This window comes from Bacillus cereus group sp. BcHK124 (genome assembly GCF_027712065.1).
GTDB classification, from domain to species: Bacteria; Bacillota; Bacilli; order Bacillales; family Bacillaceae_G; genus Bacillus_A; species Bacillus_A pacificus.
In genome coordinates this window covers 203,681-219,463 of record NZ_JAQFPJ010000006.1, presented here as the reverse complement: position 1 = coordinate 219,463, position 15,783 = coordinate 203,681, and the positions used below count along the sequence as shown (strand labels likewise).

Genomic DNA, 15,783 nt, shown 5'->3' with positions numbered 1-15,783 from the left:
TGATAATAATGGTAGATTTAGGTTTTGTCAAACTAGGATTTCGTATGTTAACTTACAAAAATTGTATATATTTTAAAAATATGCTAATATGTAATTAATTGAATAACGATAATTTTCAGAAAAGTGGTATGGAATGATTTATAAAGCAGATAACAATGTAAGGGAAAAGTTAGTTGAGATGTTTGGAAATTTCGATAGTACGATTGTACTTTCCTATCTCCAAGGGCATATGGGAAGTGCGTGGGTAGACAATCCTGAAAATCCAACTGTTGCTCAAATAACTGTAGGAATTTTTGTGTTTTATGCCGGGAATCCAAACGCAAAAGAGGCGGAAGAATTACTATATAATCTACCTGATTTTACTCTTGCCATTGTTGATTCGGATGAATGGAAAAAACGGATAGAGACTGTTCACAAAGGATCAATTGAGAAGTTTCAAAGATTTAGATTTAATAAGAACCCCGGCGATTTAGATAAAGAATACATACGGGATATATCGTCTACATTACCCCAAAATTACGAAATGAAAAAAATTGATAAAGATATAGCAAAGGCATCTTCATTTCATGCACTCTCAGAAGATTTTACTAGTCAGTTTGATTCAATAGATGATTTTATTGATAGGGGCGTAGGGTACGCCATTTTAAATGAAGGACAAGTTGTTTCTGCTGCAACATCATTTAGTATATTTGATGATGGAATCGAGATTGAAATTGCGAGCCATCTTGAACATAGAAGAAAAGGCTTAGCTAAGATTGTAGCATCTGCACTTATATTAGATTGTTTAGATAGAGAGAAATATCCTAGTTGGGATGGAGCAAATGCTGAATCTGTTGAACTAGCAAAAAAGCTAGGCTACACTTTTAAAGAACCTTATGATACATATTTTATTCAAATAAAAAAATGAACCAATACAAGTACATAAACTAAAGTGGTTTTTAGTTTATGTACTTATTTAAAAATTAATGAAATTCTATTGACGATATGTAAGGATGCTACTTATTTTCCACAAACCAAAATAGCCTCACGCAAACGAGAAACCCCTTCCTCAATTTGATCAATATTCACTTTTCCATAAGATAAACGAATATAACCATCTTTCGCGCCGAAAATACTCCCCGGCATAAATGCTATTTCTTGTTTTAAGCTTTGCATAATAAGTTGTTTTTCGTTTATCGGTTCTTTTAATTTTCCCCATATGTAAATACCACCAGTAGGATTGGAAAAAGAGATTTTATCATGAAGTTGCTCGTTTAGGGCACGGACGATAACGTCTCTTTTTTCTGCTAATTGTTTTCGTAACGGTACGATATGAGACTGAAATGGTACGGTTTCAAAAAATTGTTGCATAAGCCACTGCGGGAAAATGCTCATACCTAATTCCATTTGATGTCGTGCGTCAGATAACCTTTCTACTACCGATTGCGGGGCGACAAGCCAGCCGACTCGTAATCCTGGTGCAATCATTTTTGATAAAGAATGTACATAGATGACTGTTCCATTTTCATCTATTGATTTTAAAGTAGGGCAAGGTTGTTTCTTTTCTAACGTAAGTAAACTAGACGGATCATCTTCAACAATCGCAATTCGTAAGTCTGCACAAAGTGATAATAGTTTTTTTCTACGGTTTGGATGCAGCATTGTGCCCGTAGGGTTTTGGAAGTTTGGATTTAAAAAGATCATTTTAATACGATGCTTCCGATATAGCTCTTGCACATCATCCGGATTAATACCGTGTTCATCAACAGGTAATGGGAAAATACGAATACCTGCTGATTGGAATAACGGTAAGGAATAACAGTGTGAAGGACTTTCAAAAGCAACAGCATCACCTGGATTTAATAAACATTGCACGATAAGGTGGAGTGCTTGCTGTGCGCCAGATGTAATCATAATCGATTGTTCAGTCGCTTCAACTTTTAAATATTCCTTCATATATTTTACGACCGCTTGTCTTAGCGGGAGATAGCCTTGCGGATGATCATAACTTAATGAATGCGTTAACGGTTGTTCTCGTAAAATCATTTGTAGTTGATCGTGAGGATAGAGATTACAACCGAGCTCTCCGTTTGCAAAATCTATAATATTTTCATTTTGTTGTATTTCTGCCCGAATATGGCGAAGTAACGGTAAGTTTGGTAAAAATGTACCGCCTTCTACGAAATTTCTCCAGTTCGGCGTTAATGTTGGAGAAACGCCCCACATATGTGTACTCACTCGTGTTCCTTTACCAGTCGTACTTTCTACAATTCCCATAGCACGAAGTTCATTATAGGCAGTCGTTACTGTACTTCGGTTTACATTTAATTGTGTAGCTAATTTCCGTTCGGAAGGGAGGAAGCTACCTGGAGGAAGTTCTCCATATGTAATACGTTTCTCAATAAAGTCAACAACTTGCTGATAAATAGGGATTTTACTGTCGCTATCTAGCTTCCATTCCATAAAAAACGCCTCCGTAACTCTTATATACATTCAGTATAACAAATTGGCTGGGTAAAAAAACAGCCAATTGGACGGTGTTATATCCAGCCAATTTTACTATGCTAAATATGGAAGGGGAGATTCGGATGAAAAGATGGCAAATGGAATGGCTCCTAGTATCAGTAGCATTAGTATGGGGAGCAAATTATACAATTGGAAAGTATGGTGTGGCATTTATGTCATCCATTCAATTTAATAGCTTACGATTTTTAGTAGCATCACCGGTATTATTACTTATTACTTTTTTAATGGAACGCTCATTACGTATTGAAAGAAAAGATTGGTTACGATTAGTAGCAGTCGGTATCGTTGGTACGACAATGTATCAAACGATGTTTATGCTATCTGTGAAATATACTTCAGCAACGAACGCCTCATTATTAATTGCGATGTCACCTATATTTACAGGGATATTAGCGGTATTGCATAAACAAGAACGCTTTTCGATGAAAGTACAAATTGGTTCAATAGTAGCGTTTATTGGTGCAGCATTCGTTTTATTAACAGGACATACAGGAGGAGCTACTTACGAGTATGCATGGCTCGGAAATATAATTGGATTAGTCGCAGCAATTGCGTGGGGATGGTATCCAATATTAGCGCAACCTCTTATTACAAAATATTCCGCAATGAGAGTCACATCATGGTCTACTTTAATTGGAATTGTACCTCTCGTTATATACTGTTTATTCAACGTAAACACATTAACGTGGCCAGTAGATACGCCAAGCTGGGGATCACTAGCATATTCAATCGTCTTTGCGACCATCTTTGGGCTAGCAATGTGGTATGTCGGCATTAGTCAAATCGGTTCAACGAAAGTAATGGTTTATATGTATCTCGTGCCATTGTTCGCAGTTATCTTTGCGGCAGTAACAATCGGAGAGCAGATCAATATGATGCAACTCGTTGGTGGACTTATCATCTTTATCGGCTTATACGTTGTAAAAAAAGGCGGAATGAAAAAGCCAGCTCTCAATTTGAAGAAAGTGAGTTAACAGTAAAAAGGATCTCTTTCATATAGAAGGAGATCCTTTTTTATTTCGTAATAAAAGTGCTTGTTCAACCGCCCATTTTTGATGATCGTGAAGTAGAAGTTCTACAGCATGTAATGGAGACATCCATCTTAGAACGTGATCCTCTGCCCAGTTTTCAGCTTGTTTCTGCACCATGTTCGCAATGTAAAAGAACCCATCGTTCAAATAATATGTATCTTCCTTTTCAGCATAAAAATACCGCATTGCATTACCGATATACCGATCAATTTCAATGGACCATCCTAATTCCTCTAGTAGTTCACGATGTAAACATTCATCTTTTGTTTCGGTACCTTCCATACCGCCGCCAGGTAAAAAATAGCGTTCTCCTTTTTGGATAATAGCAATCTTTGAAGAGGTTGAGTCAAAAATAATTGCATAACAACTAGGTCGTAATACATATTGCTCAGTAGGCTTTTTATAACCAAAAGTAAGTTTAGATATCATAAAACACGACCTTTCTCTATAAAATACATAAAAGGGATATTAAGGTAAAAATAGAATTTTATAAGTATAATCATAAAAGATAGGAGTGGTAACAACATGATAAATCGAAAATGTTCAAGATGTAAAGAAATAACCGGTACATTGCATGGTGGTAAAAAAAATAAGGAAGAATTTTTGTGTGAAGATTGTTTGCAAAAAGGAATTGAGAGTGGGGAAATCGAATTATCACAAGTGGAGCAAGAACAAACTTCGTATCTTTCTATAAAAATATTAAAAATAATGAGTGTGATTTATTTAATAGCATCTATTTTTATGGCTTTTTCAACCGGTCCATTTATACATAATATAGGATTTGATGAAATGTCCATTTCAGGCCCAGAATTAGGTTTAATAAGTATTGTTATGCTAGGTTCTTTATTCCAGTCTGTACTTGTATTTTGCGGAATATGGGTATTCATCCTATTAGTAGAAACAGTCATTAAAATTTATGAAAAAATGAAGTGAGTGAGAGGGAGAAACATATGCGAGTAAGAAACATTCAAGGGGAAGATTATGTAAAGATTCATTCTGTTTTAAATGATTGGTGGGGCGGGAGAGATATGGCAGCTATGTTGCCAAAACTGTTCTTCGTTCACTTTCAAGAAACGAGTTTTATCATTGAAGAAGAAGGCGAAACGTTAGGTTTCTTATGCGGCTTCTTTTCGCAAACGCATAAAGAGGAAGCGTACGTTCATTTTATCGGAGTAAATCCGAAGTATAGAAGAAGGGGAATCGCATCGACATTGTATTCTTACTTCTTTGATGTTGCGCGTGCAAACAATCGTAAAGTTATAAAAGCAATCACATCACCGGTTAATAAAAAATCGATACAGTTTCATAGGGAGATTGGCTTTCAAATTGAGGCTGGGGATGATGAGATAGAGGGTGTATCGGTACATACAAATTATGATGGGAATGGGGGGAGTAGAGTTTTATTTTTGAAAAATGTGTAAAAGTAGGCTAGCACAAAGTTAGCCTTTTTGTTGTGAGGAGCTAGAAGTATGGAGAGTAAACAAAGTAGAAATGAGTATTTACAGTGCATATACAAAGTACAAAATTATATAGAATTACACATAAATGATTCACTTTCAATTGAAGAGTTAGCGGATATAGCAGGATTTTCAAAGTATCATTTTCATAGAATTTTTAAAGGGATAGTAGATGAACCATTATCTCGGTATGTAAACCGATTGAAACTGGAAAGGGCAACAAACCTTCTTACATACCGTTCGGATATGACGATTACAGATATCGCTTACCATTTTGGTTTCACAGATTCAGCAGTTTTCTCCCGTACATTTAAAAATTATTACGGAGTAAGTCCGTCTCAATATCGAAACGACAATAGCAAGAATTGCAAAGACGTAAGAAGAACTTCTCAATACAATGAATGTAAGAAGGTTCGAGGGAATGTTGAAATTGTAACAGCGGACGATATAAACGTCGCATACATAAGACATATCGGTACATATGAAGAGTTAACTGTAGCTTTTCCGAAAATGATAGAGAAATTATTTCATTACGCAGCGTTGCAAAACTATCATGTATTTGAGGATACGAAAGTATTAACCATTTACCACGATCATCATGAATTTACAGAGGACTATCATTTAAGAACAAGTTTATGTATAACAATTCCAAATGAGTCCGCAGTAGAAACGAGCGACATAGGAATAATGGTAATACCTTCTGGAAAGTATGCGGTAGGTCATTTTGAAATATTCCAAGATGAATATAAAGGAGCATGGGATTTTTTATACGGTGAGTGGCTTCCAAATAGCGGATATAAACCGAGAGATTCGTATCCTTTTGAAGTATATAGAAATGATCCAAAGCAGCATCCCGAACATAAACATATAGTTGATATATATGTACCTATCGAACCTTTTTAATGATAGGTTAAAGGGGAAGGAATAATGAAAACTGCTGAAAAGTTAGATCAGATTATACAAGAAGAATATGGAAATGTGAATGGTATGTTAGTAGTGCAGAAAGGTAATGTTATTTTTGAAAAATATTATAAGGGACACGGTCCAGATGATGCGTTTCATGTAGCGTCAGTTACAAAAACGATAATCTCTGCGTTAATTGGGATATGTATAGATAAAGGTTATATAAAAAGCGTTGATCAAAGAGTAATAGAATTTTTTCCGGAATATAACGTTCATTCATCTGAAATAACAGTAGGGCATCTTCTTACGATGACAGCTCCACATCCTTTCGTAGACTGGCAGGAATCGCTAGAAGAATTATGTACACAAAAGGATTGGATAGAATATACGTTAAATAGAATTGGACAAGGCGGAGAAATTGGATTTTTTAAATATTCATCTGCAGGAGCTCACATACTATCAGCAATTATAACGAACGCAACAGGAAAAAGTGCACGTGAATTTGCGAATGAATACGTATTTCAGCCACTCGGCATGAGAGAAATTCCAAACTACAATATGAAAGCATTTGGATTCGATGACTTATTCGGAAAAGATGTAAAAGGATGGGTTCATGATCCAAATGGTATTTCGACAGGCGGATGGGGACTAACGTTAACGGTTAAAGATATGGCTAAGTTTGGACAGCTGTATTTGAATGAAGGTACTCATAATGGAAAACAAATTCTATCAACACCATGGATAAAAGAATCGACAACAATGAACCAAAATCAATATGGTTACTTATGGTGGTTACGAGAAGAGGCTGGAATCTTTTCATACTGTGCAACGGGCGATGGTGGGAATGTGATTTGTTGTATTCCAGAGAAGGAACTGGTGGTGGTGATTGCTTCTGAAGTCATACCGAATGCAAGGGATAGATGGGAATTGATTGTGAAATATATTCTTCCTTATACAGAATCAAATAAATAACGGAAGCAAAAAGATGGTGTGAATGGGAGTTTCATACTATCTTTTTGTTTTATGAAGGAAAGTTCATGAGAAGGTAAGTTCTGTGTAAAATAATGTAAATATTAGGATTTTTAAATATCTTCTTGTTTTCTTTATGTATAATGAGGACAAGGCCTAAAAATACTTAAATATTTAAGTGAATATTTTAAAAAGGAGATTAAGGATATATGAAAAGCTTACTTCAAAAAACTTTAGCTACTACAGGGATTACTGCTTGTTTATTAGGTATGGTTTCTTCCGCTTCATTTGCTTCAATTAGTTGGGATTCTTATGGGGAATGGGACGGAAGTGGAGGAAAGGCTACAGGATACGCCTACACTGCGCAAACAAATGAACCTCATTTTTACAAGATGACTGTAAGGGCTAGCTTTGATGATGGGTCTTCTAAAGAGGTAGAAAAGAATAATGCTAAAATTACAGATCGTGTGAACGTTAAAGTTTCATCCAGAGGGCCAATTACCACTGGCTATTCGGGTCATGAATGGGTAATGAAAGGGGATAGTGCCTATACCTCTAAGGAAATGGTAATTAGATAACAATCAACAAAAACCGTGACAAAGGATAAATGCCTTTTTCACGGTTTTTAAAATGAGGAGGATATATGAATCTAGTATTAAAAGAAATAGTGGTAAACAAAACAATATTCATTATGTTATTTATTGCGTTTGTATTGACAATATGGCCGATACTTATAGCAATGTCGACGAAAGATTATTATGATGAGAAATTTTATGATAGAAAAAATGGTTATTTTAATTATTACTATTCCGTTCAACTTACTAATATGGGGGAAATCAATTTCAAACAGTTTCAGACGTTAGTAGAATCTGATTTTAAAAATGCTAGTGTTATTACAAATGATATTCGTACTACTATTCCAGATATCGGCCGAGTAACAATGAATGGTCTCCTTAATAAAAATTGGTCTCCACCTTTGCTAAAAGGTTCTCAGATGGGACAAGATGAAAAAAATAGTGTAATAGTGGGGAAGAAAATTTATAAGGATATGGAAACAATAAAATTATTTAATAAGGAATATATAGTTAAAGGCGTAGCTGGAGAAAATACTGGATATGAGTATAATATTAAAATTTACGTCTCTCTAAATGACATGCCAGATGAAGTGAAACAGATGATACAAAAAGATAATACATTCCAAATGATTGTTCGTTCTAACGAAAACCCTAAAGAAGAGATAGAAACTTTCATACAGCATATGAAACAGAACAATAAAGATATAAATGCCAAAGTGATTAGTGAAAAAGAGAACTATGAGAAAGAAAAAAACACAAGTAAAGCCGTGAAAGAGTTACTTAGTTTTCCATTTAGGCTTTTTTGTATAGCTTTCATTACCAGTATAATAGTAAGTTATTATTGGATTTATACGAAGAAAAAAAGTCTGTCGTTAAGGAAAGCTTTGGGAGCAAGTAATGTAAATCTGTTTATTTTTATATTTAGTCAATTATTTTTATGTGCAATCGCTGCATCAACCTGTGCAATATGCATACAATGGATTTTTAGCACTTTGAGTGAAAATATTGTAGAGTTTACAAGTTATAGCATTAGTTTACAGTCTACTCATATTGTAATGTGTGTATTTTTTTCACTTACTATAGCTTTTATCCTCTCTGTAATACCATTTGTATATGTGCTTAAAAGTGAACCTGCTAAAGCGTTAAAGGAGTAAAAATGATGAGAATAAAAAGTGCGTTCCTAGCATTAAAAAAGAGATTTCTATTTTCCGTACTTCTTCTAATACAGATTACATTTGGATTAGCAACTATAACGAGTTCAATTAATGTATTTTATAATTTACACCATCTAAATGATAAAGCCAGCTCAGCATTAAATGTGGATAAAACATATTTAGTTACTTTTGAAAGGACGACAGATAGGTTACAAAGCGATCAATTTAATAAAGAGCAAATTCAAGCGGTTTATAATACAATTCATCAAAATAAAGATGTGATTTCGTATGGTACATACGAGGAGAGTTTAATTGAAATAGAATTAAGTAATAGGCCACTTCAAAATAGTATGATTGCTGATTTGAAACATAAAACGTTTCACGATGACAGACCTACTGTTCAAACAATTGTTGTTGATGAAAATTACTATAAATTGTTAGGTTTACCTTTAAAACCTGAAGAGGGTTTCTTGCATGAAGATTTTCCAAAAAATAGTGAAGAAAAAACAAAAGTATTAATGGGTTCTTACTTTAAGAAATATTTTCAAGTTGGGGATACAATTAATAATCAATATACAATTATAGGCTTTTTACCAGAGAATAAATTTATCGTAAATAATAATACAACGAACGTTTATTTGAAGTTGGATTATGCAATGATAATGCCTATGTCATCTGATAGATATGAAAATTATGAAGCGATCTTTTTAAGACTGCATCAAAGTACAGTTTTACATTTACGAAAAGATGCAGATGTAAAGAAACTAGAAAAATCAATTCAACTTAAAGGAAACGGCGGTACGTTTTATTTGAAAAATTTAGGTGATGAAATAAATATAGATGTTACTCTTAATAGTTATTCTGAAATACCTCAACTTATAGTAGGAATCTTATTCATTCTATTCTCGATCGTCGGAATGGTAGTAACAACCATCGTTTCTATCTTGATGAGAAAGAGGGAATTTGGTATAAAAATAGTTTTTGGCGAAAGTAAATTTGGAATGTTTATTCAAATTGTTATAGAAAACATTATTGTAGCAATAGCTGGCTTAGGAATGTCAATAGCTTACTTTTCATGGAGATATGGTAATCTGCTGCAAATGTCAAAGGATTTTAAAGCAGTATCCGCATTAGACTTTAAATTGGACATGCCTATATTACTTTTAGTATTTCTTTTCTTATTACTGATCATCATTGTATCAAATGTAATTGTCTTCTTATTTATTAGAAAGCTTGAACCGAAAACATTAATAGGTGGGATGGAATAATGGGGTTAATTGAACTAAAAGATATTAAGAAGGTGTATAGTAATAAGAATCACAATACGTTCGCGTTAAACGGTATAAATTTAACGATACATAAGGGCGAAATGATAGCGGTAATGGGGCGATCAGGCTCAGGGAAGAGTACATTACTAAATGTTATAGGGTTAATTGATATGCCAAATGAGGGTGAATATACGTTAAATGGAAAATCATTAACTGAAATTAGAGCAAATAAAGTTCATAAAACAAGAAATGAAATGATCGGATTTATTTTTCAATATTTTGCATTGTTAAAAGAACATACTGTACTGGATAATGTAGTGCTACCACTCACATATAGAAAGCTAGAGCAACGGGAAAGAGAAAATAAGGCGAAGTTCTATTTAGAAAAAGTAGGATTAAAAGAACATATGTATAAAACACCGGACGAGCTATCAGGTGGACAACAGCAGCGCGTCGCAATTGCAAGAGCGTTAGTGGGCGAACCAGAATTAATATTGGCAGATGAACCGACCGGAAATTTAGATAGAAAAACAGGAGAAGAAATTATGAACCTACTATTACAACTGAATGAGGAAGGACGAACAATTATTATTGTAACGCATGATATGGAAGTAGCGAATAAGTGTAATAGAATTATTGAGTTAGTTGATGGGGAAATTGTGCAGAGTTAACAATTAAACTAAGATACATCAAAAAAATTGTTTTTTATTTAAGAATCCATGTTGATTTATTTTTCAAAATGGATTCTATTTTTGTTTCTAGAATTAAAGTAAAATAACAAATCCCCCGTAACTTTTTATGATAGCAATTCGTTTAACAAAAGAAAAGATTTTTGTGGAGCAGCTTATCGGTGGCGGAAATGGTGATTTGTTTGGTTATTCTGTTTTGAATGGAATGGTACAAAGAGATGATATATATGTATGGAATCATGAAAATGATAGTAGAACGTGGGTTGCGCTTTCTTTAAAAACTTTCATGGAGTGGTGGGAGAGTGGGAAGATAACAATTTAAATATAGTATCAAGAAAAAGCGCCTTGTTATTAAAGAAACAAGGCGCTTTTTCGTGTGTACTGTTATTGTAATAGATGCATATGTATAATTGATGGAAAAAGATTCGGAAAATTAAAAAACTATTGAATAAACTAGAAAAAATTAGTAATCTTATTTATACGATACATACATAATAGTTTTATAGCGATTTTTAAATGAAGTATAGGAGGCAATCGTTGTGGATCTTACGTTCAAAGTTGAGGAAACATGTTTTAATTACCGAGTCGGAGCCATTTGTAAACACGGTAATAAAATCCTTATATTGCAAGGTAATGGTGAAGATTTTTGGTACGTACCAGGCGGTAGAGTGAAAATGCTAGAAAATAGTGAAGACGCGTTAAAACGAGAACTTGCGGAAGAATTAGCTGTTCCTATTAAAGTAAAGAGATTACTATGGTCAGTAGAAAATTTCTTCACACTTTCTGAGCGAAAGTTTCATGAGATTAGTTTTTATTACGAAGTAGAATTGCATGAATTACCCGCGAATGGAGCGAATCAATATATTTTGGAAGAAGAGGGTAGAACATATTTGTTTAAGTGGGTGTCGGTAGAAGAGTTACATGCATATAACTTACAACCAGCATTTATAAAAGAAAAAGTAAAGGATATAGTAGCTCACACAGAACATATTGTATTACAAAAGTAAATGTATTCGGAGGGGAAAACGGTGAAGAGGACTAAAAAAAAGATACATATAAATGACAAAGTAATTTATTACACACATATCGAAAAAGGTTCTAGTACGGTTTGCTTTATGTTTTCGGGTTCAGGATACAATTATGATAAGCCGTTATTTTATTACGCGACGATGCTTATGCTTGAACATAAAATAGATGTTGTACATATTCATTATTCTTACGACGAACAAGTAATGAATAAACCAATAGAAGAAGTAACGAAAGTAATGATGGGTGATATTCATCCTATAATGAATGAAGTATTAAAAGGTGAGCAATACAACGAGACGATGTTTTTAGGAAAATCACTCGGAACAATTCCAATTGCAAATGATTTAATGAAGAGAGAAGATTTTTTACAGTCAAAAATGATAGTACTTACACCTTTACTAAATTTTGAATCTATTTTCGAATCTATTTTACAAAGTAATCACGAAGGACTTTTAGTTATTGGGGATAAAGATCATCATTATAATGCAAATAAAATTGATCAGTTATATAAAACGAATTTAACGATCGATGTTGTCAAAAATGCAAATCATTCTGTGAATGTTGGAGAATTTGAAACAGAGAATTCAATTTTAGCTTTATCAAGAGTGATAGAAAAGCTTGAAGAATTGTTAGAGAACGGGGGAATCTAAAGGATTTCTCAACGTAATAGAAGAAGGTTACGATTATATATCGTAACCTTCTTCTATTACAAATTGTTTTTTACCAAGTATCAGCATGACTATACTGAATAACCGGTGTATTTGACTTTGAATCTTTCACATTTTCTGATTGTGCAGAGAATGTGAATCCAAAAGATAAGATAGCTGAAAGAGATAACCCCATTAAAATTCCAGTAAATTTTTTCATTATTTTAACGCTCCCTTTTCAAAAGTTTTTTCTTTCGTTTGATGACTCAAATAAAAATATTCGCTTGCTTTAGAGTGATTGTCTTCCGCATGGAATGCAAGTGCTAATTTTTCAGTATATTCTTGAGTGTAATTAAACAATTGCTCGTTATTGAAGAACATAATAGCATTAATAATACATTCTTCGAGAACTTTTGCAGGACTTCCTTTTACTATGAGGTCTAAAATTGTGAAATGATACAAGTATTCTTGATTATCTATGTTTTTACAAATAGTTAATCCACGAGTAATTAGTTCTTCAGCAACATACAATTCTCCTAGTTTAAAGTGTTCTCTTGCTTTAAGAAAAATTGCTTTGAAATGATTGGGAAGTTTGTTCGTAACATCAGTTAATTGACGTATAGCTAATTCAGATAAATTTTGACTTGCATATAGGAATCCTAAATTATTACGCACTCTTAAAAGAAGGGTTTCTTCATGTTGTTTATTGTAAATATTTATTGCAGAATTAAAGCTTTCTTCAGCTTGTGGAAATTGTTTTATATCAATACACGCTGCACCAAATATATTGTCGCATCCGGCTACATTATTTTCGTGCCCGACATGTTTAGAAAAAATCTCTTTTGCTTTACTTACATATTGAATAGCTAATAGTGGCTGATATGTATGTAAATAGAAGTTAGCAAAATGGTAGTTAAATTCTGCTTTCTCTAGTTCATCTGATGATGAATTTATATAATTTTCCGCTTTTTCGTAATGCTCTTTTGCTACATTGTTATTTGAGAGAATTGTAGAATGAATGGCTTTGAAAAAGTGATAATAGTAAGATAGTGTTTTTTCTGTTTCAGTATATATTGTTTCAATCTTGTCAAAACTATTTGGAGCGATGCTTAAGTTATTATGTAAAACCTTAAAGCGAAAATCAAGAAGATAATAATAGAGTAGTAAATTTTGATCTTTTTCAATTGTGTCAATTATTTCTTCAATTTCATGTTTAATCTTGGTAGCTGTCGATATGTGTTGAGCGCGTATTTCATGGTATCAAGTATGTAAAAGATGAGTGACTTGTTCGTATCCCTGTAGCTGGATGCTCATTTCAAACCCCTTCTTTCATTTATATTTTATATACCAATTATTGTAATAAATATGTTAACGAAAATAAATTGTAAATATGGAAATTCAAAATTTCTCAAATTAAATCAGAAAATTCAGTTATTTATTAAGCTATTTCTAATAGTAAAACACGCTGAGGAGAACCCAGCGTGTTTTACTTAATAAGCCCTCAACACATGAAGCAAATAATCTTTCCGATTCAGCGGATTATAATCAACACGTTTTCGAGTAGGGAAGGGAGGTCTCAGCTTTGTGAAACCAGCTGGCTTCGTTGTAAATATGCCTTCTCCTTCTGTAAATGAATGGAGCATGCGTTTAAAATTCTCTGTTTTTGCAACAGGCAATGATCCTGTTAACTGATAAGAATCATTATTGAATATAGGCTCTGCAAAAGTTGCTGAAATAGCAGCGAGCTTATACATTGCGGTACTAATTGCCTGCTCCGGTACAGTTAATTCAAACGCATTAACTGGTTCATATACATATGTTTCAGCTTTCTTTAAAGCATCCATTAAAACGAGTGGCGTTAAGTTTCTAAAGTCACTAGCTGTTGTAACAGGACTAGCATAGCCAGTATGGGTTAACGTAACGATAATATCCGTAACTTCCCATCCGTACAAACCTTGTTTTAACGTTTGAAATACAGTATCTTCAATCGCTTTATGAAAGGCTAAAGGTAGTGAGCCAAGTTCAACGCCTAATTTATATGTTATGCCAGAATTCAGTTCACCACGTTCGACTTTGAATCCAACTGTTGCGTAAAATGGATTCGTTTTTTCGCCCATTACTTCAACGGAAATCCCAATGTCAATTGGCTTCTCAATACATACAACTCGCGTATTTGAAAAAGTAACTTGCAAATTATATTTCTCAAAAAGAGTTGTTTCAATTACTTCTTTTTGTACTTGACCGAAAAGGCGAATATATAGTTCATTATGAACATCATCTTTCCACACTTTAATGAGTGGATCTTCTTCACATAGTTCCATAAGTGCAGCGTATAAATCATGAATTCGTTCTTTAGGTACTGCATCGATGGCAGCTTCCATTTGTGGTTCGGCAAAGTGAATATTTTTTATATAATCAGTCCGTGCACCGATAATATCACCAATTTTAATATCACTTAGTCCCCACACTTTGCAAAATTCTCCGCTAGGAACGGTAGAAGTTTGAACGGCATCTCCATTATGAAACATGCACATTTTTTTAATCTTTTCCTTATGTGGTAGAGACTCATTTCGCTGTATATCCACATATTTTCTAATGTGTAAACTACCTGAAAAAAGTCTTACATAAGCAACCTTTTCTCCAGAAGGTTCACGTTCAATTTTAAAAACAACACCGGATAATTCTTCATCTGGAGACGAATTATTAGCTGGAAGTAAGGCTGGAATATTTTCAAGTAGTTCAGTTACTCCTATACCCGTCAGTGCTGAACCGAAGAAGATCGGATACAGATTTGCTTGTTGTATTTGTTTTTCAAGTTCTTCTCTTAATAATGTGTCCGTTACGATTTCGTTATTTACATATGACTCAAGTAATGATTCATTATAAGGTGCTAATCGTTCTATACAATCGTCATATGATTTATATTCAATAATACGAGCTTCCTTTGTTCCTTCGTTTTGGACAGAATAGAAGGGGAATGCTTCATTTGAAAGAATCGTTTTTATTTGCTTTACAACTTTTTTACTATTTGCACCACTACAATCAATTTTATTAACAAATAAAATAGTCGGTATGTTTAGTTTCTGTAATGTTCGCATTAAAATTTTTGTTTGTGCTTGCACACCTTCAACGGCAGAGATAACTAAAATCGCACCGTCTAAAACGCAGAATGATCGCTCCACTTCAGCGATAAAATCAGCGTGTCCAGGTGTATCAATTACATTTACTTTTAAGTCATTTATATAGAAAGAAACGACAGATGCTTTAATCGTAATTCCGCGCTGTCTTTCTAATTCCATTGAGTCAGTTTGTGTATTACCACTATCAACTCGGCCAATTTCTTTAATTACATTCGTTTCATAAAGAATACGCTCAGTCAAACTCGTCTTGCCAGCGTCTACGTGCGCGACAATCCCTATATTTATTGTTGTCATATATAAATATCCTCATTTCATTTTCCATTTTCATTTCCTCATTTCTATTTGTGTATTGCCGCATTACAATCACTCTCCAGTCATTTAAATTATTACTATTATAATGTAATTTACATTTTTTG

The 15,783-nt window shown here is 33.6% G+C and carries 16 protein-coding genes and 2 pseudogenes; 13 read left to right on the top strand and 5 right to left on the bottom strand.

Annotated elements, in window-relative coordinates:
• The first annotated feature begins 133 nt into the window (after positions 1-133).
• Positions 134-907: a GNAT family N-acetyltransferase gene (locus PDK19_RS12625; protein WP_270707205.1), complete on the top strand. Its 774-nt coding sequence runs from the start codon at positions 134-136 to the stop codon at positions 905-907.
• Positions 908-999: 92 nt separating this feature from the next.
• Here PDK19_RS12625 and pdxR read toward each other — a convergent pair whose 3' ends face one another.
• Complete coding sequence (pdxR, locus tag PDK19_RS12620; RefSeq protein WP_074615628.1) at positions 1,000-2,442, bottom strand: MocR-like pyridoxine biosynthesis transcription factor PdxR; 1,443 nt, start codon at positions 2,440-2,442, stop codon at positions 1,000-1,002.
• A gap of 125 nt (positions 2,443-2,567) precedes the next feature.
• Between pdxR and PDK19_RS12615 the strand changes: the two genes are divergently transcribed.
• Positions 2,568-3,479, top strand: coding sequence for a DMT family transporter (locus PDK19_RS12615; protein ID WP_000832948.1), 912 nt, complete (start codon positions 2,568-2,570; stop codon positions 3,477-3,479).
• Positions 3,480-3,497: 18 nt separating this feature from the next.
• On the opposite strand, the gene PDK19_RS12610 is transcribed toward PDK19_RS12615, so the two are convergent.
• Positions 3,498-3,965, bottom strand: coding sequence for an NUDIX hydrolase (locus PDK19_RS12610; RefSeq protein ID WP_000624016.1), 468 nt, complete (start codon positions 3,963-3,965; stop codon positions 3,498-3,500).
• Between the two features lie 96 nt (positions 3,966-4,061).
• On the opposite strand from PDK19_RS12610, the gene PDK19_RS12605 reads away from it, so the two are divergent.
• The 11 genes and pseudogenes from PDK19_RS12605 to PDK19_RS12555 all read left to right on the top strand — a co-directional run bounded on the left by PDK19_RS12605 (position 4,062) and on the right by PDK19_RS12555 (position 12,230).
• A complete protein-coding gene (locus tag PDK19_RS12605) occupies positions 4,062-4,469 on the top strand; it encodes a DUF3980 domain-containing protein (RefSeq protein ID WP_000610499.1) in 408 nt (135 codons plus the stop codon).
• A gap of 17 nt (positions 4,470-4,486) precedes the next feature.
• Positions 4,487-4,957: a GNAT family N-acetyltransferase gene (locus tag PDK19_RS12600; protein ID WP_001266056.1), complete on the top strand. Its 471-nt coding sequence runs from the start codon at positions 4,487-4,489 to the stop codon at positions 4,955-4,957.
• A gap of 48 nt (positions 4,958-5,005) precedes the next feature.
• Positions 5,006-5,896: an AraC family transcriptional regulator gene (locus tag PDK19_RS12595; protein WP_000444268.1), complete on the top strand. Its 891-nt coding sequence runs from the start codon at positions 5,006-5,008 to the stop codon at positions 5,894-5,896.
• Positions 5,897-5,920: 24 nt separating this feature from the next.
• Positions 5,921-6,868 carry a serine hydrolase domain-containing protein gene (locus PDK19_RS12590; RefSeq protein ID WP_074568265.1) on the top strand — a complete coding sequence of 316 codons (948 nt, stop codon included), beginning with the start codon at positions 5,921-5,923 and terminating at the stop codon, positions 6,866-6,868.
• A gap of 206 nt (positions 6,869-7,074) precedes the next feature.
• A complete protein-coding gene (locus tag PDK19_RS12585; RefSeq protein WP_000838686.1) occupies positions 7,075-7,443 on the top strand; it encodes a hypothetical protein in 369 nt (122 codons plus the stop codon).
• A 65-nt stretch (positions 7,444-7,508) separates the two neighbouring features.
• A complete protein-coding gene (locus PDK19_RS12580; protein ID WP_001055046.1) occupies positions 7,509-8,594 on the top strand; it encodes an ABC transporter permease in 1,086 nt (361 codons plus the stop codon).
• Between the two features lie 2 nt (positions 8,595-8,596).
• A complete protein-coding gene (locus PDK19_RS12575; protein WP_270707202.1) occupies positions 8,597-9,862 on the top strand; it encodes an ABC transporter permease in 1,266 nt (421 codons plus the stop codon).
• Entirely contained in the window at positions 9,862-10,533 is a 672-nt protein-coding gene (locus tag PDK19_RS12570) for an ABC transporter ATP-binding protein (RefSeq protein ID WP_088106658.1), read from the top strand. The genes PDK19_RS12575 and PDK19_RS12570 overlap by 1 nt, the downstream gene beginning before the upstream one ends.
• Before the next feature lie 181 nt (positions 10,534-10,714).
• Positions 10,715-10,873 (top strand): annotated as a pseudogene (locus PDK19_RS12565) (SMI1/KNR4 family protein); the annotation flags it as partial.
• A gap of 217 nt (positions 10,874-11,090) precedes the next feature.
• Positions 11,091-11,558 (top strand): NUDIX hydrolase, encoded by a 468-nt coding sequence (locus tag PDK19_RS12560; RefSeq protein WP_016717853.1) that lies wholly within the window; start codon positions 11,091-11,093, stop codon positions 11,556-11,558.
• Complete coding sequence (locus PDK19_RS12555) at positions 11,559-12,230, top strand: alpha/beta hydrolase (RefSeq protein WP_124878343.1); 672 nt, start codon at positions 11,559-11,561, stop codon at positions 12,228-12,230.
• A 70-nt stretch (positions 12,231-12,300) separates the two neighbouring features.
• Here the strand turns inward: PDK19_RS12555 and PDK19_RS12550 are convergent, their stop codons facing one another.
• The 3 genes and pseudogenes from PDK19_RS12550 to PDK19_RS12540 form a co-directional block, all read right to left on the bottom strand.
• The gene (locus PDK19_RS12550; RefSeq protein WP_000714748.1) at positions 12,301-12,447 is read right to left on the bottom strand and encodes a Phr family secreted Rap phosphatase inhibitor; all 147 of its coding nucleotides are present in this window, start codon (positions 12,445-12,447) and stop codon (positions 12,301-12,303) included.
• Positions 12,447-13,541: pseudogene (locus PDK19_RS12545) on the bottom strand (response regulator aspartate phosphatase). Before PDK19_RS12545 ends, PDK19_RS12550 begins: the two are co-directional and overlap by 1 nt.
• 176 nt (positions 13,542-13,717) lie before the next feature.
• Positions 13,718-15,661: a TetM/TetW/TetO/TetS family tetracycline resistance ribosomal protection protein gene (locus PDK19_RS12540; protein ID WP_270707200.1), complete on the bottom strand. Its 1,944-nt coding sequence runs from the start codon at positions 15,659-15,661 to the stop codon at positions 13,718-13,720.
• Positions 15,662-15,783 lie beyond the last annotated feature (122 nt).